The sequence below is a fragment of the Stenotrophomonas humi genome, from assembly GCF_001431415.1.
In the GTDB taxonomy this organism is placed as follows: Bacteria; Pseudomonadota; Gammaproteobacteria; order Xanthomonadales; family Xanthomonadaceae; genus Stenotrophomonas; species Stenotrophomonas humi.
This window is the reverse complement of sequence record NZ_LDJI01000012.1, coordinates 81,421-103,109: the sequence shown is the minus strand read 5'-3', so window position 1 is coordinate 103,109 and position 21,689 is coordinate 81,421. Positions and strand designations below refer to the sequence as shown.

Here is a 21,689-nt window from a genome sequence, read left to right as displayed (position 1 = left end):
CGAGCCCCGGGCGCATTGCGCCAGCCGGGGCTGCAGCGACCGGCAGCATTACTGCGCCGGCTTCTCCCCGCTGCGGATCATCAACAGCGGTAAGCCGGTTTCCGGCTGGGTCTGCTGCTGGCTGTGCATGCCGTCCAGGGAGGTCTTGACCGCATCCAATGCCGGGTCGACGCCGCGCAGCGGGCGCCACATGCCGAACAATTTCAGGTGGCGTTGATAGCGCAGGGTCTGCGCGCTGCCCAGCCACACCGGGTCCTGTCCTGGTTGGAGGCGCACTGCCGAGGGCCACAGGCGCAGCGCATACATCTCATCCGGACGCGTGCCCGGACGCAGCATCAGCATCGCCTCGACATTGGTGTCCAGCGTGGCTGGCAGTACCGGGACTTCCTGCGGCGTGGCCTTCTGGTCAAGCATCACCAGCGCCTGTTGCCAGCCGGCCTGCGGCTGCCGGGTCCAGCCGTTGCGCTCCAACTGCTGCTGCAACGGTGCCAACGGACCGGCCACCTGCACGTCCAGCGGCCAGCGCTGGTCGTCATCGAATTCATTGCGCCGCGCGGGCAACTCACGCCAGCCGAGCTGCCACCATTGGCTGGCATCCATCAACCGGGTTGCTTCGGCCACCGGTTCGAACTTGGCCAGTTTGGCCGGCACGTTGCGCGGTGCGTACCAAAGTGCCGCCAGCACGAACACGCCATAGAACAGCCATGCCACCGGCTTCACCCAGAACGAGCGGTTGAAGCGGCGCCGGTAGGCCACGCCCAGCAGCAGCAGCCAGAAGATGCCGAACAACATGCCGCCGATGACATCGCTCAGCCAGTGCGCGCCCAGGTAGATGCGGGCAAACCCGATGACCGTGACGACCACGCCGGACAGCAGGTAAGGCCACACGCGGGTGCGGCCGGGCAGCTCGCGGCCGATCAGTACGGCGAAGAAGCCGAAGGTGATGGTGGCCATGGTCACCGCCACCGACGGGAAACCGAAGCCGCTGCTGGCCGACGGTGGCCGCACCACGTCCACGGTGGTGCCGAGCAGTTTGGTCAGGGCCAGGCCGAAAGCCAGTGCGGCCAGCCAATGCACGACCGCCATCCAGCGTCGACGCCAGGCCAGGTAGCCCATGCCGGCAGCGATGGCCGGCAGCAGCACCTGCCAGTCGCCCAGTGATGCCAGCGCGGCCATCGGGTAGTCGGCCAGCGGGTTGCGCAGGGCCAGCATCAGCTGGTGTACGGCCAGGTCCAGCGCCAGCGGCTCACCGTGGCCCACCACCACCATCAACAGCACAAACCAGCCCCAGCCCAGCAGCAGCAGCATCAGTGCCAGTGTCGCCAACGGCACCGATTCGCGTCGCTTGGGGTCGAACAGGTCACTCAATGCGCGCCCCAGCGGCCGCGGATGACGTTGTGACCAGCGCAGCACGCGTGCAAGCCAGCCATCCATGCGTGCGGCGGACCAGCGATAGCTGTAGAGCACGATGGCCCAGACCAGGCCCAGAATCGCACCGAGCAGGGCAATGACCAGGAACAGATGGCCGGCTACCGCCGCCACGGCGTCGTAGGCCTGGCCCAGCGCCCAGCCCGGCAACAGGAACAGCACCGCCCAGGACAGGCAGGCGATGCCGCTGGCCTTGAGGTAGTTGATGAATGGCATGTTCGCCATGCCGGCGATTGCCGGCACGAACGGACGGATGGCGCCGACGTAGCGGGCCAGCAGGATGCTCTTGAAGGCATTGCGGCGGAACAGGAGTTCGCCGCGGTCGAGCAGTTGCGGGTAGCGGCTGAACGGCCACACGCCGCGCAGGCGGTCACCCCAGCGCCGGCCCACCCAGTAGCTCAAACCGTCGCCGGCGAAGGCGCCGATCGTGGCGCAGGCCACCGCATACGGGCCGGACAGCTCGCCCATGCCGATGAGCACACCCACGGCGATCATCAACGGCAATGCCGGCACGATGGCGCCCAGAATGATGACGGCGTCGCAGAAGGCGATGGCGAAAATCGCGACACCGGCCAGGACGGGATGAGCAGCGATCCACGTCAGCGTGGTGTCGATCCAGGAATTCATCGGTCGATTATAGAGGCAGGGTTCAGTCAGACCGGCAGATGCGCTGCAGGTTCATTTCGATTGGAAAGTAGCTTGTTCACCTGCCGGAGCGCTGCATGAAGACCGTGGAATCAATGGCACCGCCTAGAATGTGACCATGGCAGAACCCATTCCAGAGACATCATTCACCGCGCTGAAGGCAGACAGCTTTGGTCGCATCCTGCTGGTCGAGGGCGCCCACGGCCGTTTCGTGCGGCGTGACCTCGGCGCCACGCCGCTGTGGTTGCGGTTGCCGGCCTGGTGGCTGGCCCGGCGTGAGGCACGGGCGCTGGCCAAGCTCGATGGCATGGAGGCCACCCCGCAGCTGCTGGCCTGGGACGGCCATTGGCTGGACCGCAGCTACATGGAGGGGGCGGCCATGTACCAGCGGCCGCCCAGGGGCGACCTTGCTTACTTTCGAGCCGCGCGCCGGCTGCTGCAGCGGGTGCATCGGCATGGCATCGCCCACAACGACCTGGCCAAGGAAGCCAACTGGTTGGTGCGCGAAGATGGCTCGCCGGCATTGATCGATTTCCAGCTGGCGGTCTGCGGCAACCCGCGTTCGCGCTGGATGCGGCTGCTGGCGCGCGAGGACCTACGGCATCTGCTCAAACACAAGCGCATGTACTGCCGGGAGTCGTTGACCCCGGTGGAGCTGCGTGTGCTCAAGCGCCACTCCTGGGTACGCGAGCTGTGGTTCGCCACCGGCAAGCCGGTCTACCGTTTTGTCACCCGTCGCATCCTGCATTGGGAAGACAACGAAGGGCAGGGGCCGAAGCCATGAGTGGTCCTGTGCGGGCAGACACGGTGGAGATCGAGTCGGGCGCGTTGCTGCATCCGGTGCTGGCGGGCAGTCATTTTGCCCATGCTGCCCGGATCTGCCTGCCTTACCGGCCGATCAGTGCGGTACAGGCGTATCTCGACATCGCCCGGCAGGTGCCGGGTTGGTTCGATGGTTTGATGCGCATGCGCAACAGGGGCATGCGCATGCTGGGGATGAAGGACGCAGTGTGCCGGCCGTTGCCCCCGTCGCGCTGGCGGTTGGGGACCGGCTGGGGATCTTCACCGCGCAGGTATTGGCGACGGATGGTGTCGTGCTGGAGGACAGTGACCGTCACCTGCGGGTGGCGCTGTCATTGCAGCTCGGTCCGGGTGCTGAAAGCCGTGAGCTCACATTGGCGACCGTGGTTCACCTGCACCGGCCATTTGGTCGGCTGTACATGCTGCCGGTGGCGCCTTTGCACCGCGCCATCGTGCCGCGCCTGTTGGAGCGATACGGACGCTACATGGCGACGCCGCATTGCAGGGATCAGCCCGCGTAGCGGGCCGGGAGGCGCAGGGCGCACTCCCGCTCATCTTGAACGTTCACCGGGGGCGCGTTCGGGCTGCCGGCGTGCCGATCACCTGTCTAGCGCAGTTCCACCAGCTGCTTTCCCTTGAAGCTGCGCTTGGCATCGAAGTCGTAGCCGATGGTGACCTGACCTTCGTCGGCGCAGGCATGACAGTTGCGCAGCGGGGTGGTGTAGCGCAGACGCACGCCGCCGTCGGGCAGGGCGTCGCTGCCGCTGGCCTCGGCCGGCGCGAAGGGACTGGCCTCCGGATGCTTGTCGATGAATGCCTTGTACTCGGGCAGGTTGCGCACGCCTTCATCCAGCACCTGCTCATCCACGTCCACGGTCTTGCCGGCGGCATCCACCAGCCAGGTGCCCTGGTTGGTATTGGCGCGGAATGGGAACTCCAGCGTGGCCACGCCGATACCTTCAATCGATTGCCACGCGCTGATGTAACCGGGTTTGCCCTGCGCGGACAACGTGCGTGCCGCGTTGATCGCAGAGGGCGACGCACCGCCGGTACGCAGGGTGTTGATCAGACAGGCATCGGCTGCGGTGGTGGCTTCGCGGCAGGCATCCAGCGAACCCTGCCAGACGGCGCGGGCGTCGATCTTTGTCACGGTCTCGCCCAGGCCGGTGGTCTGCGCAGTCACATCCTTGGTGACAGGGGAGGATTCCGCCGCGGTGTGGGGCTTCTGGCAGGCGCCAAGTGAAAGGGCCAGAAGCAGCGGGGCGGTGTAAAGCAGGGGTTTCATTGCAGGATCCTGAAAAAGAGCGCCCCCAGTATCGGCATGTCGCATGAACAGAAAATGTCGCGGGCCGGATATTGCCGCCGACCGCCAAAACCCGCCGGCATCGGCATAATGCGGATTGATATCCATGTGGTCGGAGTAGGCATGAGCAGCTTGCAGGGCAAGACCCTTTTCATCACCGGTGCCTCCCGTGGCATCGGTTTGGCCATTGCGCTGCGCGCCGCGCGCGATGGTGCCAATGTGGCCATCGCGGCCAAGTCGTCGGTGCCCAACCCCAAGTTGCCGGGCACCATCCACAGTGCTGCCGAAGCGGTGAATGCGGCCGGTGGCCAGGGCTTGGCGCTGAAGTGCGACATCCGTGAGGAAGACCAGGTCAATGCCGCCGTGGCCGCCGCCGTGGATACGTTCGGTGGCATCGACATCCTGGTCAACAATGCTTCGGCGATCTGGTTGCGCGGTGCGCTGGACACGCCGATGAAGCGCTTCGACCTGATGCAGCAGGTCAACTCACGTGGCAGTTTCCTGTGCGCGCAGGCGTGCCTGCCGTATCTGCTGCAGGCCCCCAATCCGCACATCCTGACGCTGGCGCCACCGCCGAGCCTGGATCCGAAATGGTGGGCGCCGCATACCGGTTACACGCTGGCCAAGATGGGCATGAGCTTTGTCACGTTGGGGCTGGCGGCGGAATTCGGGCCGCAGGGTGTGGCGGTCAATGCGCTGTGGCCGCGTACGGTGATCGCTACCGATGCGATCAACATGATTCCCGGCGTTGATGTGGCCGGTTGTCGTCGTCCGGAAATCATGGCGGATGCCGCGCACGCGGTGCTGACGCGCCCGGCTGCCGGCTTCAGCGGCCAGTTCCTGATCGATGACGAAGTACTGGCACAGGCCGGCATCACCGATCTGAGCGGTTACGCGATGGACCCCTCGCGGCCGCTGTTGCCGGACCTGTTCCTGGACTGAAACCGCGCGGCAGGAGTGGCTCGCAGGCGCAGTTCCAGCCGCGGAGCGAGAAACACTTCCGACCAAGACGATGTCGACCACATCCGCCTGCGATAGCGGAGGTGGTCGGCATCGTGGATATCGTCGGTTTCGCGGCTGAAGCCGTTTCTGCGGCTACCGATCAGGGATCGATATGCTCGGGCAGTTCATGCCCACAACGATTGCAGTAGTGCGCTTTGATTTCATGGCCTTCGTGGCCACAGACCGTGCAGCCGCGGGTGTCGTGGCGGCGTTCGCGCAGCATGTTTCCGGCCAGCTCGGCGGTGTAGATGCCGGTGGGCACGGCCAGGATGCTGTAACCGATCAGGATCAACGCCGAGGTGATGAAGCGGCCCAGCGTGGTGTGCGGGACGATGTCGCCGAAGCCCACCGTCGCCATCGTCACCACGGCCCAGTACATGCTGGTGGGGATGTTGCTGAAGCCGTACTGCGGGCCTTCGATGACGTACATCAGCGCGCCGGCGATGATCGCAATGGTCACCACCATCGACAGGAACAACAGGATCTTGCGGCGGCTGCGCCACAACGCCTGCATCAGCTCGCCGCTTTCCTCGATGTAGCGGGTGAGCTTGAGGATGCGGAACACCCGCAGCAGGCGCAGCACGCGCACCACCAGCAGGCTCTGCGTGCCGGGGATGAAGAAGGAAATGTAGGACGGCAGGATCGCCAGCAGGTCGATGATGCCCCAGACGCTGAACGCATAGCGCAGCGGGCGCCGCACCACCAGCAGACGCAGCACGTACTCGGCGGTGAACAGCAGGGTGAAGCCCCATTCGACGATATAGAAGCCGGTGGCCCATGACGCATGGATGCGCTGCACGCTGTCCACCATCACCACCAGCACGCTGGCGAGGATGGCCCAGACCAGCAGCAGGTCGAAGCGGCGCGAGGGCGGGGTGTCGGTGCGGTGGATGATGTCGAACCAGCGGCGGCGCCAGCCGGTTTCGCTGGCCGGGTTCAATTGGGGGGCAGAGAAAAGTCGCATGGGCGGCATTGTGCCGCAGCCGGTGGAATGGGGGACAATGCGGCCTTCATTCCCACCCGAATCCGGAACGCCATGACTGCTGTCGCCGAACCGTTGCTGTCCCTTTCCAACTACTACCTGCCGGTATACCGCCCGCGCCAGCTGGTGCTGGAGCGAGGCCAGGGTGCGCGGTTGTGGGACACGCAGGGGCGGGAGTTCATCGATCTGGCTGCCGGCATCGCCGTGTGCAGCCTGGGCCACAACAATCCGGACCTGAAGGCCGCACTGTTCGAGCAGGCCGAGAAGCTGTGGCACACCAGCAACATGTTCTACAGCGAGCCGCCGCTGCACCTGGCACAGGAGCTGGTGGATGCTTCGCGCTTCGCCAAGCGCGTGTTCCTGTGCAATTCCGGTGCCGAGGCCAACGAAGTGGCCATCAAACTGGTGCGCAAGTGGGCCAGCACGCAGGACCGCGGCCCGGAGAAGCGTTTCATCGTCACCTTCCGCGGCAGCTTCCATGGCCGCACCTTGGCCACAGTGACCGCCACCGCACAGCCCAAGTACCAGGAAGGCTACGAGCCGCTGCCCGGTGGCTTCCGTTATGTCGATTTCAATGACGTGGCCCAGCTCGAGGCGGCGATGGCCGGCGGCGACGTGGCCGCGGTGATGTTCGAGCCTGTGCAGGGCGAGGGCGGTGTGATGCCGGCCAGCGCCGAGTTCATGCGCCGCGCCCGTGAGCTGTGCGACCAGCACGACGCGCTGCTGGTGCTGGATGAAATCCAGGTCGGCATGGGCCGCACCGGCCAGTTGTTCGCGCACTGGCACTGGGGCGTGACCCCGGACATCGTCACCCTGGCCAAGGCGCTGGGCGGCGGCTTCCCGATCGGCGCGATGCTGGCCGGCCCGAAGGTGGCCGACGTGATGGGCGTGGGCGCGCACGGCAGTACCTTCGGTGGCAACCCGCTGGCCGCTGCGGTTGCGCGCGTGGCATTGCGCAAGCTGTCGTCCGATGAGATCCAGGCCAACGTGGTGCGTCAGTCAGCCGCGCTGAAGTCTGGTCTGGAAGCCATCGGCGAAGAGTTCGGCGTGTTCGAGCAGGTGCGTGGCATGGGCCTGATGCTTGGTGCGGTGCTCAAGCCCGATTACGTGGCCGACATCGGCACGCTGCTGGACCTGGCTGCCGAGAAGCAGGTGCTGATCCTGCAGGCCGGCACCAGCGTGCTGCGCTTCGTGCCGGCATTGAACATCACCGACGAAGAAGTTGCCGAAGGCCTCAAGCGCGTGCGTGAGGCGATTGCCGCGTACATGGCGTCGCGCAAGTAATCCTGAACGTCAAAGCTCGGGCAAGCGCCGCGCCCGGGCTCAATACCGCCCTCGATATGCCTCCGGTTTTCCGGATGCGTCGGGGGCATTTTGTTGGGCGTGCGTGCCGGTGAGTGAATGTGCGGGCTGCCGGCTTCTTCCGTCAGGCGAGGAGCGGAGGGTTTCCCGTTTCCTGATCGCGTTACAGCGACCACAACCGCAGCGGCAGCAATCCCCACGCCACCAGCAGCAGGACACCGGGCAGCGACATGGCGATGCACAGCGTCGCGGCCCGCAAGCTGCGACTCCCTTCGCGCCATTGGCGCGTCCCCAACGCAACACCAGCGAGCAACGCCACCGGGAGGGCCAAGGTCAGCAGCGCGAGCAGGGAGCTGGCCACGGTCCTGTCGCCAAGCTGCAGCAACGACTGTTGAAGGAAGAACGGCCACGGCAACAACAGCGCCGTGCAGGCCAGCAATGGCGCGAACGCGGGGTGCCGCCAATGCAGCCGGCGTCGAAGTGCGAGTGCAAACCCCAGTACCAGCAGGATGACAAGCGCGGCGCAGGCGATCGCCAGCAGCAGCGCCGGCAAAGCGATCTGCCATTTCGGAACGCGGACATGGCTGCGCAATCCATCGCTCAGCACGCGCTTGCCGTCATCACCGATCAGCAATGCATGCGAGGGCAGGGTGCGGCCGTCTGCGCGAAACAGGTTGCCGCCCATCGGTTGGAGCAACTGCGCATCCTTAGACAAAGTGCGTAGACGCAACGTGTTGCCGACTTCATCCACACGAATGAAATCGGTCAGCGCCTGCAAGGGTGCGATTGCGGGCATGGGTGCCGGTGCGCGCACGTAGAAACCAGACCAATCGGAAAGCGAGTGCTCCCCTGGCTTCGAAGCACTCGTTGGTGCGGCCTTCGGCAGCGCCAAGGCATCGGCCAGACGACGATTGAGGCGTTCGTTGTCGGCGTCTTCGTTGTCGGTGTTGGTCGCAACGAAGAACGCACCGCGGTGTTGAGGAAACACACAGAGCATTGCCCAGAAGCCGACCGTGTTGCCCGGATGGCAGGCGCCGACCACGCCGTGCCGGTCACGGCCGACCAGCACCAATCCATGCCCCAGCGGCAGCCCCGCGCGCGCCGCTTCGGTATCACCCGGCCGGGTGATCGCTGCCATCAGCTCGGGGCTGATGAATGGCTGCGCATGCACGGTCCCATCGCCGAGCAGAAACACGGCAAAGCGCGCCATATCCGCTGCGGTGGTGGTCAGCTGGGCGGCAGGGCGCAGGTAAGTGGGTACGGCCGGTGCGGGGTGGGCCTGTTCGAAGTGGCCCATCGCCAGCCGCGCGTCCGCGGACGGCCCGGACTGCGCGGTGAACGCGAAGGTGCTGTCGTGCATGGCCAGGGGCGCGAGCACTTCGCGGTCCATCCAGGTTTCGTAACGCTCAGCGGCAACCGCTTCGATCACCTGCCCGAGCAGCGTGTAACCGACATTGGAGTAACTGAAGCGGCTGCCTGGCCGGCTCAGCACCGACAGAACACCCTTGTCGGTTCCCGAGCCCGTGGCCAACGGCGTATCCGTCGTGGCTTGAAGGCTGAAGAACTGCGACAGCTTCAGGTTCTCCAACCCGGCAGTGTGCTCCAGCAGGTGGCGCACACGCACCGGATGAGTGGTTTCCCAGGGATTGTCGAAGCGGAGGGAAGGTAAGACCTCGCTCACCGGCGCATCCAGCGACAGCCGGCCGCTGCTGACCAGACGCAGCACACCAACGGCCAGCACCGTCTTGGTGACCGAGCCGACATGCACACGGCTGGAGGCCAGCATCGGCGCGCGGGTGCGGGCGTCGCTGACGCCGGCAGCGCCGCTGATGACGCTGCCATCGGCCGCCACGGTCGACCAGACGGCGCCTTCCCATCCTTCCTCGCGCAGCAGCTGCTGCATGTCGGCCTGTAGTGATGTGCCTTCAATTGTGGCCCCGGAAGTTGTTGTGGCCACTGCAGTCCACAGCAGAAACCCGGCCAGCAGGCGTGGCCATTTCATCGTCATGGCGCAGGCTCTGTGGCAAGCGCGAAGCTGACCGTCGTCAGTTGTCCGGTGTTGTCGATGACCAGGTCGATGCCGTGGTGGTCGCACAGGCGACGCACGATGGCCAGGCCCAGACCGAAACCGCTGCTGGCTTCGTCCTTGACGAAGGGGCGCAACGCGTCGTTGCTGATCGCCGTGCCGGGGTTGGAAATGCACAACCGCTGCGCTTCGACGGTCACGCGGATCTGTCCCGCATCGGTGTGGGCGAACGCATTGCCGATGAGGTTGGCCAACAGTACCTGCAGCACCGCTGCGGGCAGCGTGCTGGTGGTCTGTGTGGGAACGTCGAGATCGAGATGGATGTCCTTGCCATCGAGCAGCGGTGATTGCTCGATGACAACCCGCTCCAGCATCGGCAGGACGCGCAGGGGCTGGCCATCAGCAGGCAATGCCTGTTCGCGCGCGAGCGTCAGCAGCATGGTCACCGTCTGCTCAAGCTGCAGGGTCGATTGCTGGATATGGGCCAGGCCCTGTCGGGTACTGGCCGAAAGCCCCGGCTCACGTGCGAGTCGCTCGGTGGTGCTGCGTATCACGGTCAGTGGCGTGCGCAGCTCATGGCTGGCGTCGCGGGTGAATTCGCGTTCGCGGCTGACGAACGCGCGGATACGGGCGATCAGCGCCTGCAGGCGTTCTGCCAGCAAGCCGACTTCATCATTTGGGAAATCCGCTGCGAAGGTGTCCGGCATGTGCTGCGGATCGGTTTGGTCCACCCGCTGTGCCAGCTTCGAAAGCGGTGCGGTGGTACGCCGGGCCAACCACCAGCCCAGCAGCAGCGCGAGGCTGATCACCGCCACGCCCGTCCACGCCAACAGCTGCAACAGCGCCGCGCGCTGGGGTCGCACCACCAGCAGCTGGCTGACTTCGGCGAGCAGCCAGGCAGGCTTGCCGGCGTCTGCGGGCTGCAGGCGTTTTAAGTGGTAGTGGCGACCGTCGGCTCCGGGAAACTCGGTGCGGCGTGGTTCGGCAGCCAGTGTGCCGGCGATGCCGTCGGGAAGCTGGTCGGGCGACGCGATCACCTGCATCCACGATTCACGCGGTGCCTTCCATTGGCCGGTGCGTGCATGCTGTTCGATCTGCTCGCCGGCTTCACGGTCCAGCAGGCCGTTGAAGAACATGTCCTCCACCGCGTAAGCGAACACGGCCACGTACAGGCCGAACAGGGCAGCCACCACCAGCGTGAAGCCGGCGAAGGCGAGCATCAGCCGGTTGCGCAGATGCCTTCGTGGTGGCGTGCTGGTGTGGCTCATGAAGTAGGTGCCTCGTCGGATTCAAGCCGGAAGCCGACGCCATGCACGGTCTTGAGCATCTGCGTGGCGAAGGGTTTGTCCAAGGCCTGTCGCAGCAGGTAAAGGTGGGTGCGCAGCGGATCAGAGTCGGGCGGAGCATCGCCCCACAACCGCTGCACCAGCTCACTGCGGGTGAGCGTGCGCGGCCAGGCCTCGGCCAGCGCGAGCAGGATGTCGTGGCTGGTCTGGTGCAACTCCAGCAGTTGTCCGTCGCGATGAACGCTGTGGCTGCGCCGGTCGATATGCAGGCTGCCGATGCGCAGCACGTGTGTCTGCCCGGCACGGTGGCGCTGCGACAGGGCGATGCAGCGCGCAACCAGTTCTTCGCCGGCGAAAGGTTTGACCAGGTAGTCATCGGCACCGCTGCGGAAGCCGCGCAGACGGTCATCCAGCGCATCACGCGCGGTCAGCATCAGGATCGGGATGTGGCGGTCGGCATCGGCACGCAGCTGCTGGCATACCTGCAGGCCATCCATGCCGGGCAAGCCCAGGTCCAGCACCAGCACGTCCGGCGGTGCGGCCAGCGCCGACTGCAGGCCGCTGCGGCCGTCTGCGGCGAACTCGCTGTGGAAGCCATGCGCGGCGAACAGCGCCTGCAGGTTGTCACGCAGCAGGCGGTTGTCCTCGATCACCAGAATGCGCAGCGCAGGCAGGGGCATGGTTCAGCCATCAATCCGTTGCAGTAGGGCTTGAGCCTGTTCCAGCTTGGGATCTGTTTCCAGTGCCTTCAGTACCAGCGCCCGTGCCTGCTGCGGGCGCTTGAGCTTGAGGTGTGCTTCGGCCGCGGCCAGTTTCAGCTGTGGCTCGTGCATGTGTGGCAGGGCAAGGTCCATCACCTGCAATGCCTGCTCCAGCGCGGCATCGTCGGTGGCGGCCTGCGCCTGGTAGTAGCCAAGGATGCCGATCAGATCGATGTGGTAGCGGCCAGGTTCGGTGGCCAGTGCATCACGCGGGCCCTGCGCATCGCCCGCCAGCAGGCGTTCAACCAGCGCAATGCTCAGCTCGTCGCGCGATGGCTTGCGCGCTACGGGCGTACGGCCGGTGGCCCGCACGATGGCCTCGGCGACGGCATAGGTTGAATAGGGGTTCTGGCCGGTGATCAAGCGGCCATCAACCACCAGCTTGGGCATCATCAATGGCGCTTCGGACCATTGCGCGCCCCGTTGGCGCATCGTGTCTTCCAGCAGCCACGGAAACTCCGCTGCCCATTTCTTGCCGAACAGGGCTTCTTCCTCATTGCTGAAGCCGGTGAGCTTGCGTCCGTTCACCAGCAGGCTGCCATCGGCCAGGCGCACATCCACCAACGCCGCCGGCCCGTGGCAGACCGCGGCCACGATGCCGCCGTTGTCCCAGATGCGGCCTGCCAACTGCCGCAGGCTGGCATCGCGGGGCAGGTCGAACATCGCGCCCTTGCCTCCGACCACGTAAATCGCCGCGTAGTCATCGGCTTCCAGCGTGCTGGTTGCCTGGGTGTCGGCAAGCTTGCGCATGGCTTCCTTGTCGGCCAGCAGGGCCGCGTTGAAGGGCTCGGCCGGGTTGTACTTGTCCGCTTCGACCGGGCCACCCTTGGGGCTGGCAATCTCGACTTCCAGGCCGTTGGCCTTGAACACCCCCCAGGCCTGCGACAGTTCATCGAATTCATAGCCAGGGCGTTGCTTGCCGGCGTCCTTGCCTTCGCCGCTGACCACGATCAGCACCTTGTCGGTTGAGGGTGCGGCCAGCAACGGGGTGGCGGATGTTGCCAGCAGGCAGACGCTGGCAGTGAGAAGTACACGTGACAGGGGATTCATGGCGGGCTCCGGGGAACGGGAGCCCAGTGTCGCCAGCGGAGATCAAATGAACTTCAATCGCCGCGAACGCCTGCGTCAGCGCAGCAGGTGCTGGCGACGCAACAGGCGCCGCAACGACTGCGCGTGATACGCGGTATCCGATTGCAGGCCGGCGGCACGCGCGCCCTGCACATTGCGGAACAGGTGATCGACGAACAGCGTGCGTGCCGGATCGCACTGCAATGCGCTGCAGGCAGCGTGATAGGCGGCCGGGTCGGGTTTGCGTACACCCAGCATGGCGCTGCACAGCACCGTGCGGCCCGGTAGCAGTTGCTGGAGTACCGGCAGCGTCAGCAAGCCGTTGTTGGTCAGCACGGCGAGGCAGACATCGGTGCGGAGCTGGTCGAGTATGCCGATGCAGTCCCGTCGCACCGAGGTTGCGGTCAGTCGCGCGCGCTGCCAGTCGCTTGCCTGCAAGCTGACGCCGAGCCGGCTGTTCAACGCCTGCAGCAGCTGTGTGCCATCGAGCTCGCCGCGCGCATGGGCCAGTTCGATGTGTTCGGTGCGCAGGGCGGTATCCAGCTGCATGGTGTCGCAGCCGGCCGCATCGGCCAGCTGCAACAGGAAGCGGCGATGGTCGTAATCGGCGAGCAGGCCGTCGAAATCAAGCAGCAGGGCGTGCAGTACGGGCATCGGTTGAACGTGCGTGGGAAGCAGACAAGTATCGGTGTTGCGCGGCGGCGGCGCATCCCTGCGACAACCCGTCACATGCGCCGTTATGGGTCAGTTGCCTAGAATCGGGACACTGCTAGTTACCGGAGTTCGGCGTGAAGTGTTCCAGTCTGTTGTTGGCCCTTGTCGTCCTGTTGCCTGCGGCCCCGGCCATGGCCCGCACCTGCGCGGTCACCATCGAGGGCAATGACCGCATGCAGTTCTCGGCGCCGGAGATCCGTGTGGCGGCCGACTGCACCCAGGTGAATCTCACCCTCAAGCACACCGGGCGCATGCCGGCCACCGCGATGGGACACAACTGGGTACTGACCCGCACGCCGGATTTCCAGCCGGTGGCGACAGCGGGCATGCGCTCGACTCTGGCCGACAGTTATCTGCCGAAGAACGACGCGCGGGTGATCGCGTTCACGCCGATGATCGGCGGTGGGCAGACCACGCAGGTGCGCTTTGCCACCAGCAAGCTGACGCGCGGTGGTGACTACACCTTCTTCTGCTCGTTCCCCGGCCACTGGGGAATGATGAAGGGCAAGCTGGCTTTCGGTTAAGCCGGCTGCGCAGGCGGGAATGAAGTTCCAGCGTCTGCCAGGCGGATGAGGGCAGGCTTTGGCGCAGACAAAAAAGCCGGCATCAAGCCGGCTTTTTCATGTGCGGGAAACGCAGCAGATCAACCCGCCGCAACCACCTTGAACGCCTCGCGCGCTGCCGCCAGCGTGGCTTCAATCACCGCATCATCATGCGCGCTGGACAGGAAGCCGGCTTCATACGCCGACGGGGCCAGGAACACGCCGCGCTCCAGCATCGCATGGAAGAAGCGATTGAAAGCGGGGATGTCGCATGCCGTTGCCTGCGCGTAGGTCTCCACTTTTTCATTGGTGAAGAACAGGCCGAACATCGCGCCGACCTGGGTAGTGGTCACAGCCACACCCGCGTCTGCTGCAGCAGCTTCCAGTCCTGCACACAGGCGCGCGGCAGCAGCGCTGAGGCGGTCATGGAAGCCCGGCTGCTGGATCAACTTCAGCATCGCCAGGCCCGCCGCCATCGCCACCGGATTGCCGCTGAGCGTGCCGGCCTGGTAGATGGGGCCGGCCGGCGCGATCTGCGACAACAGTTCACGCCGGCCGCCATAGGCGCCTACCGGCATGCCGCCGCCGATGATCTTGCCGAAGGTGGTCAGGTCCGGGGTGATGCCGTAATGCGCCTGCGCACCACCAAGGGCGACACGGAAGCCGGTCATTACTTCGTCGAAGATCAACAGCGTGCCGTACTGCGTGCACAGCGCACGCAGATGCTGCAGGTAGCCCTCGCGCGGCGGGATGCAGTTGGCGTTGCCGACCACCGGTTCGATGATCAGGCCGGCGATGTCAGCGCCCTGCTGCTCGAACAGCGCGGTGGCCGCGTCGAAATCGTTGTAGGGCAGGGTGAGGGTGAGCTCGCTTAGGCCGGCCGGCACGCCCGGTGAGGTCGGCACGCCCAGGGTCAGCATGCCGCTGCCGGCCTTGACCAGGAACGAGTCGCCGTGGCCGTGGTAGCAGCCCTCGAACTTCACGATCTTGTTGCGGCCGGTGGCGCCACGCGCCAGGCGGATTGCAGACAAGGTGGCTTCGGTACCGGAGTTGACCATCCGCACCATTTCGCACGACGGCACCAGTGCGGTGATGGTCTCGGCCATGGTCACTTCCGCCGCGCAGGGCGCACCGAACGACAGGCCATTGCCGATCGCCTGCTGCACCGCTTCACGCACGGCCGGGTGGTTGTGGCCGACGATCATCGGGCCCCACGAACCGACGTAGTCGATGTAAGCATTGCCATCCACGTCATGCAGGTAGGCACCGTCGGCGCGCTGCACGAAGAACGGTTCGCCACCGACCGACTTGAACGCGCGCACCGGCGAGTTGACGCCGCCGGGCAGCAGCTTCTGGGCGCGCTCGAACAAGGCGTGGGATTGGGCGTGGTTCATGGGTAACTCCTCTGTAAGGTTCCAACAGCGTTGAAGCGCGCGGATTCAAAGCCCCTCTCCCGCTTGCGGGAGAGGGGTTGGGGTGATGGGAGCTTCCAGCGAACAAACGCAAGAAGCTCCCCTCATCCGCCCCTTCGGGGCACCTTCTCCCGCTGACAGGAGAAGGGAAAAGCCGTGCCTTTCAGCAGTCAGGTGAATTCAATCAATGTGGAAACAACGCCGATACGCCTGCAGCGCAGCCACCGGGTCATCCTCGGCAAACACGCCGCTGATCACCGCGATCAGGTCCGCGCCGGCGTCCACGACGGGCCGGGAATTGTCCGGCGTCAGCCCGCCGATAGCCACCCGTGGTACGCCCAGTGCGGCACTTTGTCGCAGCAGGCCGAGGGATGCCCGACGCGGCGTCAGCTTGCTGCGGCTGGGGAAAAACGCGCCGAAGGCAACGTAACTGGCACCGGCCTGCACCGCGCGCTGGGCAAGCCCCAACTCGTCGTAGCAGGAGGCGCCGATGATCGCCTGCGGGCCGAGCAGGGCACGGGCAGCGGCGATGTCGCCATCGTCTTCCCCCAGGTGAACGCCGGCCGCACCCACCGCCTGGGCCAGTGCCGCATCGTCATTGATGATCAACGGCACACCGGCCTCGGTGCACAACGCCTGCAGGGCCTGCGCCTGCGCCAGACGGGTCGGTGCATCGACCGCCTTGTTGCGGTATTGCAGCCAGGTGGTGCCGGCCAGCAGCGGTTTCACCCGCTCCAGCAGGCGCGTACTGTCGGTTTCGTCCGGGGTGATCAGGTAAACGCCGCGTGGGGCGATGGAGGTATGGGGCATGGATGGCTACCGGTACGGCGGCGGGAATGTGACAATCAACGCCGTTTCTTTATCCGGCGATTATCCCCGATGTCCGACGCCACGGCCTCCACCTTCCGCAACTGGATGTGCGTTGTCTGCGGCTTCATCTACCGCGAAGCCGACGGCTTGCCGGAAGAAGGCATCGCCCCGGGCACGCGCTGGGAAGAGGTGCCCGATACCTGGACCTGCCCGGATTGCGGCGTGACCAAGGACGATTTCGAGATGATCGAGCTGGAGTGACGCCAGAAGCATGGCGTGACGGCATATGCAGCAGCGGCCTTGGCCGCGACGGCTGGCAGCGGCTCATATCCGAAGCGTGAAATGAAGCCGCCGAGATGGCGGCTGATCGCTTCGAGATGATGGCGTTTCCCCCCGGCTTCGGGTGTTGCAGCGGCTTCGCGGCCGAGGCCGCTCCTGCACAGCCGTAGGCGGGGATGAAATCCCGGACGGCGGAGGCAGAGGCGCTTCGAAGCAGCAGCGCGTCAATGCAGCCTTGGTCGCTCGCCGCCAAGTTCGATCAGTCGATCGCGGACGCTGCCTGCGTCGGCCGCTTCCGGTTCCATCTTCAGGTAGCTGGCAAAGTCGGCGCGGGCGCCTGCCAGATGCTCCAGTTCGAGATAAGCCAAGCCACGGTCGCGCACGGCGTCGGCCTGCTTGGGGGCGAGCTTGAGGATGCGGTCGGCGCTGCGTGCGGCGCGGTCCCACTCGCCGCGTTCGACATATACGCCGTGCAGGTTGCGCAGCATGCGCATCAGGATCGCCCGGTGCGGGGCCGGGTCGAGAATCTGCGCCAGCACCGTGTCATCGGGCGTTTCGCCGCCGAGGTTGCTGCGGGCGCGTTCGCGCAGTTCGTCCACGCTCAGCGGGCGGCCGCCATTGAACGGGTCCATGATCAGCACGCCGTCTTCCACCGGCAGCCGCACCAGGAAATGGCCCGGGAAGGAAATGCCTTCCAGCGGCAGGCCGAGCCGGTGCGCCACTTCCATCTGTACCAGTGCCAGCGAGATGGGATTGCCCAGGCGCCGCTCGAACACTTCGTTGAGATAGCTGTTGCGCGGGTCGTAATACTCGTCGTTGTTGCCGCTGTAGCCCAGTTCATTGAACAGGTGGTGGTTGATCGCGGCGATCTTCAGCGGCCATTCGCCGGTGGCTTCCACTTCCACGCGCAGATGGTCGGCGTGGGCCTGCAGCATCCGGTCGTAGGCGGCGGGGTCCAGCTCGGGGTATTCGTCGCTGGCGATCAGCAGCGCGGTCGGCAGCAGGGGCAGCGCGTCGTCGGACAGGCTGGCCAGTTCATCCCAGATCGGCAGGGTGAGGCGTGTATCGGACATGGACTCAAGACTGCGGGCAAAGCGGCGCCGGTTCAAGGCCGGCGCGGAGCGGCATGTGGCGCAGGTTCAATCGGCCTTGGGGATGCCCGGGCCGAAGATCAGCTCGGTGCCGTCCTGCAGGTTGAGTTTGGTGGCCTGGCCGGCATTGAGTTCCAGCACATAACGCGCTGGCTTGAAGCTGGGGTAGGGCGGGCACATGTCGCCGGCCGAGCATGGCGGCACGTCGCGCTGCTGGCTGACCAGGCGACGATCGGTGTCGAAGTACAGGATATCCAGCGGCAGCTTGGTGTTTTTCATCCAGTACGCCTGAGGTTCCTGACGGTCGTGGATGAACAACATGCCGTGATCGGCATCCATCTGCTCGCGGAACATCAGGCCACGGGCGCGGGTCTCGTCGTCCTGTGCCAGTTCCACCTGGTAGCGGCTGCCGGCCAATTCGACCCAGTGTCTGCCATCGGCGCTGGCGCAACCGGCAAGGGCGAGCAGGGAGATCAGCAGGAGTGAACGCAGCAAGTACATGGGCGGGGCCTGGGAGCGAGGAGTAGGTAAATCGGAGTGAGCAGTGAGAGAGGGCTGGCGCCGGGTCTCTCACTGCGGGTTGCTGCTTGGGAACGCCGGAGGAAAGAAGCGGGAGCGGGAAATGGCGGGGCAATAAGCGGATGTGACTTCACCCCTTGCCCTTCTTCACCCATTCCTCGGCTTCGGTGGGTTCCTTCGCTTCAGAGCACCTGCGGCGGCTCGCCGCCGACAATCACCACGTCGGCGGGACGGCGCGCGAACAGGCCCACGCAGACCACGCCGGGGATCTGATTGAGTTCCAGCTCCAACTTCACCGGATCGGTGATGGCGAGGTTGTGGATGTCGAGGATGACGTTGCCGTTGTCGGTAACCACGCCGTCGCGCCATACCGGCTGGCCGCCGGTGCGGGCCAGGATTTCGCGGGCCACCAGGCTGCGTGCCATCGGGATTACTTCCACCGGCAGCGGGAACTTGCCCAGCACCTTGACCTGCTTGCTCGGGTCGACGATGCAGACGAACTTCTTGCTGGCCTCGGCGATGATCTTCTCGCGGGTCAGCGCGGCACCGCCGCCCTTGATCAGGTTCTTGTTGCCATCGCACTCATCGGCGCCGTCCACGTACAGCGACAGCGTGCCGGCGTGGTTCAGGTCCATCACTTCAATGCCGTGCGACTTGAGCAGTGTGGTGCTCTGGTCCGAGCTGGAAACCGCGCCTTCGATCTGGTCCTTGATGCGGGCCAGCGCTTCGATGAAATAGGCGACGGTGGAGCCGGTGCCGACACCGACAATCATTCCCTTCTCGACGTACTCGATGGCTTTTTCGGCGGCCAGGCGCTTGGCTTCAGACATGGTGGGACTCGATGGTTGGAGGAATTACGTGTGGCGGTAGGAGCGGGGTGGCCCGCCAGGCACGCACGAACCGGCTCTGTGGCGATGGTGCGTGCAACTGCGGATTCGGCCGGGTCTTCCAGCGGTATCGGTTTCGCGGCCGAGGCCGCTGCCAAGGGATCAGCTTGATTTCTTTTCCAGCGACAGCAGCAGCTTCCACTGCGCGGCGGTGACCGGGAAGACCGACAGCCGGTTGCCTTTGGCGGTCAACGGGAAGCCTTCGCCCAACTGCTCGGCATGCAGCTTGATTTCGTCCAGCGCGATCACCTGCGCCAGCTTGCGCTCGAAGCCCACGTCCACCAGCATCCAGCGCGGTTCCGCGTGCGTGCTCTTGGGATCGTAGTAGTCGGATTCCGGGTCGAACTGGGTGTCGTCCGGGTAGGCCTCACTGGCCACCGTGGCCACGCCGACGATGCCGGGCACCTTGGTATTGGAGTGGTAGAACAGGATGCCGTCACCGACCTTCATGCCATCGCGCATGAAGTTGCGCGCCTGGTAGTTGCGCACGCCGTTCCAGGGTTCGGTACCTACACGCTGCAGGTCGTCGATGGAAAAGGCGTCCGGTTCGGACTTCATCAGCCAATAGCGCTTGCGGGCGGTCATGCGTTCAACGGTTCCGGGTAGAGAGTGGCCTGCTCGGTACAGATCGCATCGACCGCCACGTCCCAGTCTTCGACGGGCAGTGAGGGTACCTGCTGGGCGGAAAAACCGACCCCGACCAACCACGGCGGCGCGGCCTGGCGCTGCCGGAATGCGAAGCTGCGATCATACCAGCCGCCTCCCATGCCCAGCCGCCGGCCGTGCGGGTCGAAGCCCACCAGCGGCGCGACCACCAGCGCCATTTCCTCAGGTCGCAATGCCTGTGCCGGGTCCACGTCCGGCTCGGGAATCCCGTAGCGGTTGCTGACCAGCGCCTGACCCGGCCGCCATGGCGCGAAGCGCAGCAGCTTGCCGTGCAGCACCGGCAGGCAATACGTCTGCTGCGGCGGCAGCTGCATCTGCCAGCGATGCAGCGCGATTTCCCCGTCCATCGCCCAATAGCCGGCAACGTGGCCGCTGACCTCGGCAAAGGGGAGGGTAAGCAGGTGTAAAGCGAGGGTTTCGGCGGCGGCGATGCGCTCGGCGGCCGGAAGGTCGCGGCGGCGTTGACGCAGCCGTTGGCGCAGCAGTTGGCGGGGATCGTCAGTCATCGGCACAGCGTATCGGAATCAGGTTGCAAAGCCCCTCTTCCACCGGGAGAGGGGTTGGGAAGAGGGGGCGGGGCAGCCTCGTGCAGCCTGTTCTCGCCGGGTTTGGCTCGAACCCTCATCTGCCCTGCGGACACCTTCTCCCGGAGGGAGAACGACAAAAAAGAACGGCGCCGTTAGGCGCCGTTCTGGAATATTGCATTCTCCGCGGTGACGATGCGTGCGAAACGACCTTGAACCCGGGGTTCAAGTGGGAACGCTGGGGGGCCATCGGGCTTCCCGCTACAAGGCGGACTTGCACACCCGGCTCCGTCGCGCCCCCGTGGTCGTAATTAAGGGACAAGGCGAATGTTTGCACACGCCGTCGTTCACAGCAGAGAACGCGGGGCAAGTATAGCCGGTTGTGCCGGTGCGGGGAGCCTTTTCAGGCATGTGTCCAATTCACTTGCCTGAGCCACTCAGCTGGATCAACGCGCGTTGTCGATGGCGATGTCCAGGCGCTGGTTGAGCTCGTTCAACGCAGCCTGGAAGCGTTGTTGCTGCGCGGCCTGTTCGTCACGGACCTGCTGCAGTTCATGGGCCAGGTTGAGCGCGGCCAGCACCGCCACCCGGTCCACGGCCGCCATGCGGTTGCTGCCACGGATCTCGCGCATTTTCGCGTCGAGCATGCGCGCGGCGGCGTTGAGGCTGTCGCGTTCGGCGGTTTCGACACCGACCGTGTACTCGCGGTCGAGGATGCGGACGCTGACCGGTTCGTTGTGGCTCACGTGTGCTGCTCCAACGATTTGAGTCGGGTGATCATCGCTTCGACCCGCGAGCGGGCCTGCTCGTTCTTGGCCAGCAGCTGCGAGCGTTCATTCATCAATTGTTCCTGCTGCTGGCGCAGGCTCCGGTTCTCATCGGCCAGCCGCTGGTTGCGCTCGAGCAACAGCTCGAGACGGGAAACGAGGGCAAGCAGTTGGCCGGCGGGGTCGAAGGCATCCATGGACGGCACGATAGGCATGGCGGGGAGGGGTGGTCAAGGCGGATGGCACAGCCCGATTGCTACACTGTGCGGCCGTCACCATGTTGGCCATGGTTGCGACCCTTTCCCGCTTTACAGAACCGTCACATGAGCGAACTCCCTGTCATCAACGACATTGTCCAGGCCAGCCAGTCGCTGGGCCTGGGTGCTTCCCCGGCTGAACTCCACGGCGGCCTGACCGGTTGGCTGGCCGGTGGCGGTGCCGACCTGCAGGCTTGGCCTGCCAAGGTGCTGGCCGACGACAACATGCAGACCCCGGAGCCTGGCAGTGCCTTGGATCGTCTGCGCCAGGCCACCGTGGCGCAGCTGGAAGACCGCGATTTCGCCTTCGAGCTGGTGCTGGCCGATGCGTCGGAACCGCTGCAGGCGCGCACCGATGCACTGTTTGAGTGGTGCCGTGCCTTCCTCGGCGGCTTCGGCCTGGCCTCGGGCAAGCGCCCGGCGCTGAGCGAAGAAGGCGAAGAGGCGCTGCAGGATCTGGCCCGTCTGGCGCAGGCCTCCAGCGACCAGTTCGACAGTGCCGACGAGGATGAAGATGCATTGGCCGAGATTGAAGAGTTTGTCCGCGTTGCCGCGCTGTTGCTGCACGGCGATTGCGTGATGGGCTCGCGCCACCGTCAGAGCCTCAACTGAGGGAC

Annotated in this window: 24 protein-coding genes and 1 other RNA gene; 7 read left to right on the top strand and 18 right to left on the bottom strand. The window is 65.5% G+C overall.

Features of this window, described 5'->3' with window-relative positions; translation table 11 throughout:
* Positions 1-48 precede the first annotated feature (48 nt).
* Positions 49-2,055 carry a bifunctional DedA family/phosphatase PAP2 family protein gene (locus tag ABB26_RS06770; protein ID WP_057632921.1) on the bottom strand — a complete coding sequence of 669 codons (2,007 nt, stop codon included), beginning with the start codon at positions 2,053-2,055 and terminating at the stop codon, positions 49-51.
* Between the two features lie 136 nt (positions 2,056-2,191).
* Between ABB26_RS06770 and ABB26_RS06765 the strand changes: the two genes are divergently transcribed.
* Positions 2,192-2,857 carry a protein kinase family protein gene (locus tag ABB26_RS06765; protein ID WP_057632920.1) on the top strand — a complete coding sequence of 222 codons (666 nt, stop codon included), beginning with the start codon at positions 2,192-2,194 and terminating at the stop codon, positions 2,855-2,857.
* 226 nt (positions 2,858-3,083) lie between these two features.
* Positions 3,084-3,395 (top strand): DUF2867 domain-containing protein, encoded by a 312-nt coding sequence (locus ABB26_RS19590; protein WP_338062615.1) that lies wholly within the window; start codon positions 3,084-3,086, stop codon positions 3,393-3,395.
* Positions 3,396-3,481: 86 nt separating this feature from the next.
* On the opposite strand, the gene ABB26_RS06755 is transcribed toward ABB26_RS19590, so the two are convergent.
* Complete coding sequence (locus ABB26_RS06755; protein ID WP_057632919.1) at positions 3,482-4,159, bottom strand: hypothetical protein; 678 nt, start codon at positions 4,157-4,159, stop codon at positions 3,482-3,484.
* A gap of 141 nt (positions 4,160-4,300) precedes the next feature.
* On the opposite strand from ABB26_RS06755, the gene ABB26_RS06750 reads away from it, so the two are divergent.
* On the top strand, positions 4,301-5,119 hold the full coding sequence (locus ABB26_RS06750) for an SDR family oxidoreductase (RefSeq protein ID WP_057632918.1): 819 nt from the start codon (positions 4,301-4,303) through the stop codon (positions 5,117-5,119).
* Between the two features lie 160 nt (positions 5,120-5,279).
* Here the strand turns inward: ABB26_RS06750 and ABB26_RS06745 are convergent, their stop codons facing one another.
* Positions 5,280-6,143, bottom strand: coding sequence for an ion transporter (locus ABB26_RS06745; RefSeq protein ID WP_057632917.1), 864 nt, complete (start codon positions 6,141-6,143; stop codon positions 5,280-5,282).
* A gap of 72 nt (positions 6,144-6,215) precedes the next feature.
* Between ABB26_RS06745 and ABB26_RS06740 the strand changes: the two genes are divergently transcribed.
* Positions 6,216-7,445: an acetylornithine transaminase gene (locus ABB26_RS06740; RefSeq protein ID WP_057632916.1), complete on the top strand. Its 1,230-nt coding sequence runs from the start codon at positions 6,216-6,218 to the stop codon at positions 7,443-7,445.
* A 181-nt stretch (positions 7,446-7,626) separates the two neighbouring features.
* Here ABB26_RS06740 and ABB26_RS06735 read toward each other — a convergent pair whose 3' ends face one another.
* The 5 genes from ABB26_RS06735 to ABB26_RS06715 all read right to left on the bottom strand — a co-directional run bounded on the left by ABB26_RS06735 (position 7,627) and on the right by ABB26_RS06715 (position 13,258).
* The gene (locus tag ABB26_RS06735) at positions 7,627-9,471 is read right to left on the bottom strand and encodes a serine hydrolase domain-containing protein (RefSeq protein ID WP_083490715.1); all 1,845 of its coding nucleotides are present in this window, start codon (positions 9,469-9,471) and stop codon (positions 7,627-7,629) included.
* A complete protein-coding gene (locus ABB26_RS06730) occupies positions 9,468-10,757 on the bottom strand; it encodes a sensor histidine kinase (protein WP_057632914.1) in 1,290 nt (429 codons plus the stop codon). The genes ABB26_RS06735 and ABB26_RS06730 overlap by 4 nt, the downstream gene beginning before the upstream one ends.
* Positions 10,754-11,455: a response regulator transcription factor gene (locus ABB26_RS06725; protein ID WP_057632913.1), complete on the bottom strand. Its 702-nt coding sequence runs from the start codon at positions 11,453-11,455 to the stop codon at positions 10,754-10,756. The genes ABB26_RS06730 and ABB26_RS06725 overlap by 4 nt, the downstream gene beginning before the upstream one ends.
* Before the next feature lie 3 nt (positions 11,456-11,458).
* Positions 11,459-12,586 (bottom strand): type 1 glutamine amidotransferase domain-containing protein, encoded by a 1,128-nt coding sequence (locus ABB26_RS06720; RefSeq protein WP_057632912.1) that lies wholly within the window; start codon positions 12,584-12,586, stop codon positions 11,459-11,461.
* Positions 12,587-12,661: 75 nt separating this feature from the next.
* Positions 12,662-13,258 carry an HAD-IA family hydrolase gene (locus ABB26_RS06715; protein ID WP_057632911.1) on the bottom strand — a complete coding sequence of 199 codons (597 nt, stop codon included), beginning with the start codon at positions 13,256-13,258 and terminating at the stop codon, positions 12,662-12,664.
* A gap of 191 nt (positions 13,259-13,449) precedes the next feature.
* Between ABB26_RS06715 and azu the strand changes: the two genes are divergently transcribed.
* Complete coding sequence (azu, locus tag ABB26_RS06710) at positions 13,450-13,842, top strand: azurin (protein WP_057633003.1); 393 nt, start codon at positions 13,450-13,452, stop codon at positions 13,840-13,842.
* Between the two features lie 119 nt (positions 13,843-13,961).
* Here azu and hemL read toward each other — a convergent pair whose 3' ends face one another.
* Both hemL and thiE read right to left on the bottom strand, forming a co-directional pair.
* Positions 13,962-15,254 (bottom strand): glutamate-1-semialdehyde 2,1-aminomutase, encoded by a 1,293-nt coding sequence (gene hemL / locus ABB26_RS06705; protein ID WP_057632910.1) that lies wholly within the window; start codon positions 15,252-15,254, stop codon positions 13,962-13,964.
* 198 nt (positions 15,255-15,452) lie between these two features.
* Complete coding sequence (gene thiE / locus ABB26_RS06700; RefSeq protein WP_057632909.1) at positions 15,453-16,082, bottom strand: thiamine phosphate synthase; 630 nt, start codon at positions 16,080-16,082, stop codon at positions 15,453-15,455.
* A gap of 69 nt (positions 16,083-16,151) precedes the next feature.
* On the opposite strand from thiE, the gene ABB26_RS06695 reads away from it, so the two are divergent.
* Positions 16,152-16,343, top strand: a complete 192-nt coding sequence (locus ABB26_RS06695; protein ID WP_057632908.1) for a rubredoxin — start codon at positions 16,152-16,154, stop codon at positions 16,341-16,343.
* 242 nt (positions 16,344-16,585) lie between these two features.
* On the opposite strand, the gene ABB26_RS06690 is transcribed toward ABB26_RS06695, so the two are convergent.
* The 8 genes from ABB26_RS06690 to ABB26_RS06660 form a co-directional block, all read right to left on the bottom strand.
* Positions 16,586-17,434, bottom strand: a complete 849-nt coding sequence (locus tag ABB26_RS06690) for a SirB1 family protein (protein ID WP_057632907.1) — start codon at positions 17,432-17,434, stop codon at positions 16,586-16,588.
* Positions 17,435-17,500: 66 nt separating this feature from the next.
* A complete protein-coding gene (locus ABB26_RS06685) occupies positions 17,501-17,953 on the bottom strand; it encodes a DUF192 domain-containing protein (protein WP_057632906.1) in 453 nt (150 codons plus the stop codon).
* A 200-nt stretch (positions 17,954-18,153) separates the two neighbouring features.
* Complete coding sequence (gene rpiA, locus ABB26_RS06680) at positions 18,154-18,801, bottom strand: ribose-5-phosphate isomerase RpiA (RefSeq protein ID WP_057632905.1); 648 nt, start codon at positions 18,799-18,801, stop codon at positions 18,154-18,156.
* Positions 18,802-18,960: 159 nt separating this feature from the next.
* Entirely contained in the window at positions 18,961-19,443 is a 483-nt protein-coding gene (locus ABB26_RS06675; RefSeq protein WP_057632904.1) for an EVE domain-containing protein, read from the bottom strand.
* The gene (locus tag ABB26_RS06670; RefSeq protein ID WP_057632903.1) at positions 19,440-20,030 is read right to left on the bottom strand and encodes a 5-formyltetrahydrofolate cyclo-ligase; all 591 of its coding nucleotides are present in this window, start codon (positions 20,028-20,030) and stop codon (positions 19,440-19,442) included. Before ABB26_RS06670 ends, ABB26_RS06675 begins: the two co-directional genes overlap by 4 nt.
* 195 nt (positions 20,031-20,225) lie before the next feature.
* Positions 20,226-20,410, bottom strand: a non-coding RNA gene (ssrS, locus tag ABB26_RS18575) — 6S RNA.
* An 84-nt stretch (positions 20,411-20,494) separates the two neighbouring features.
* Entirely contained in the window at positions 20,495-20,794 is a 300-nt protein-coding gene (locus ABB26_RS06665; protein WP_057632902.1) for a cell division protein ZapA, read from the bottom strand.
* On the bottom strand, positions 20,791-21,012 hold the full coding sequence (locus ABB26_RS06660) for a TIGR02449 family protein (RefSeq protein WP_057633002.1): 222 nt from the start codon (positions 21,010-21,012) through the stop codon (positions 20,791-20,793). Before ABB26_RS06660 ends, ABB26_RS06665 begins: the two co-directional genes overlap by 4 nt.
* A gap of 126 nt (positions 21,013-21,138) precedes the next feature.
* On the opposite strand from ABB26_RS06660, the gene ABB26_RS06655 reads away from it, so the two are divergent.
* A complete protein-coding gene (locus ABB26_RS06655; RefSeq protein ID WP_057632901.1) occupies positions 21,139-21,684 on the top strand; it encodes a YecA/YgfB family protein in 546 nt (181 codons plus the stop codon).
* Positions 21,685-21,689 lie beyond the last annotated feature (5 nt).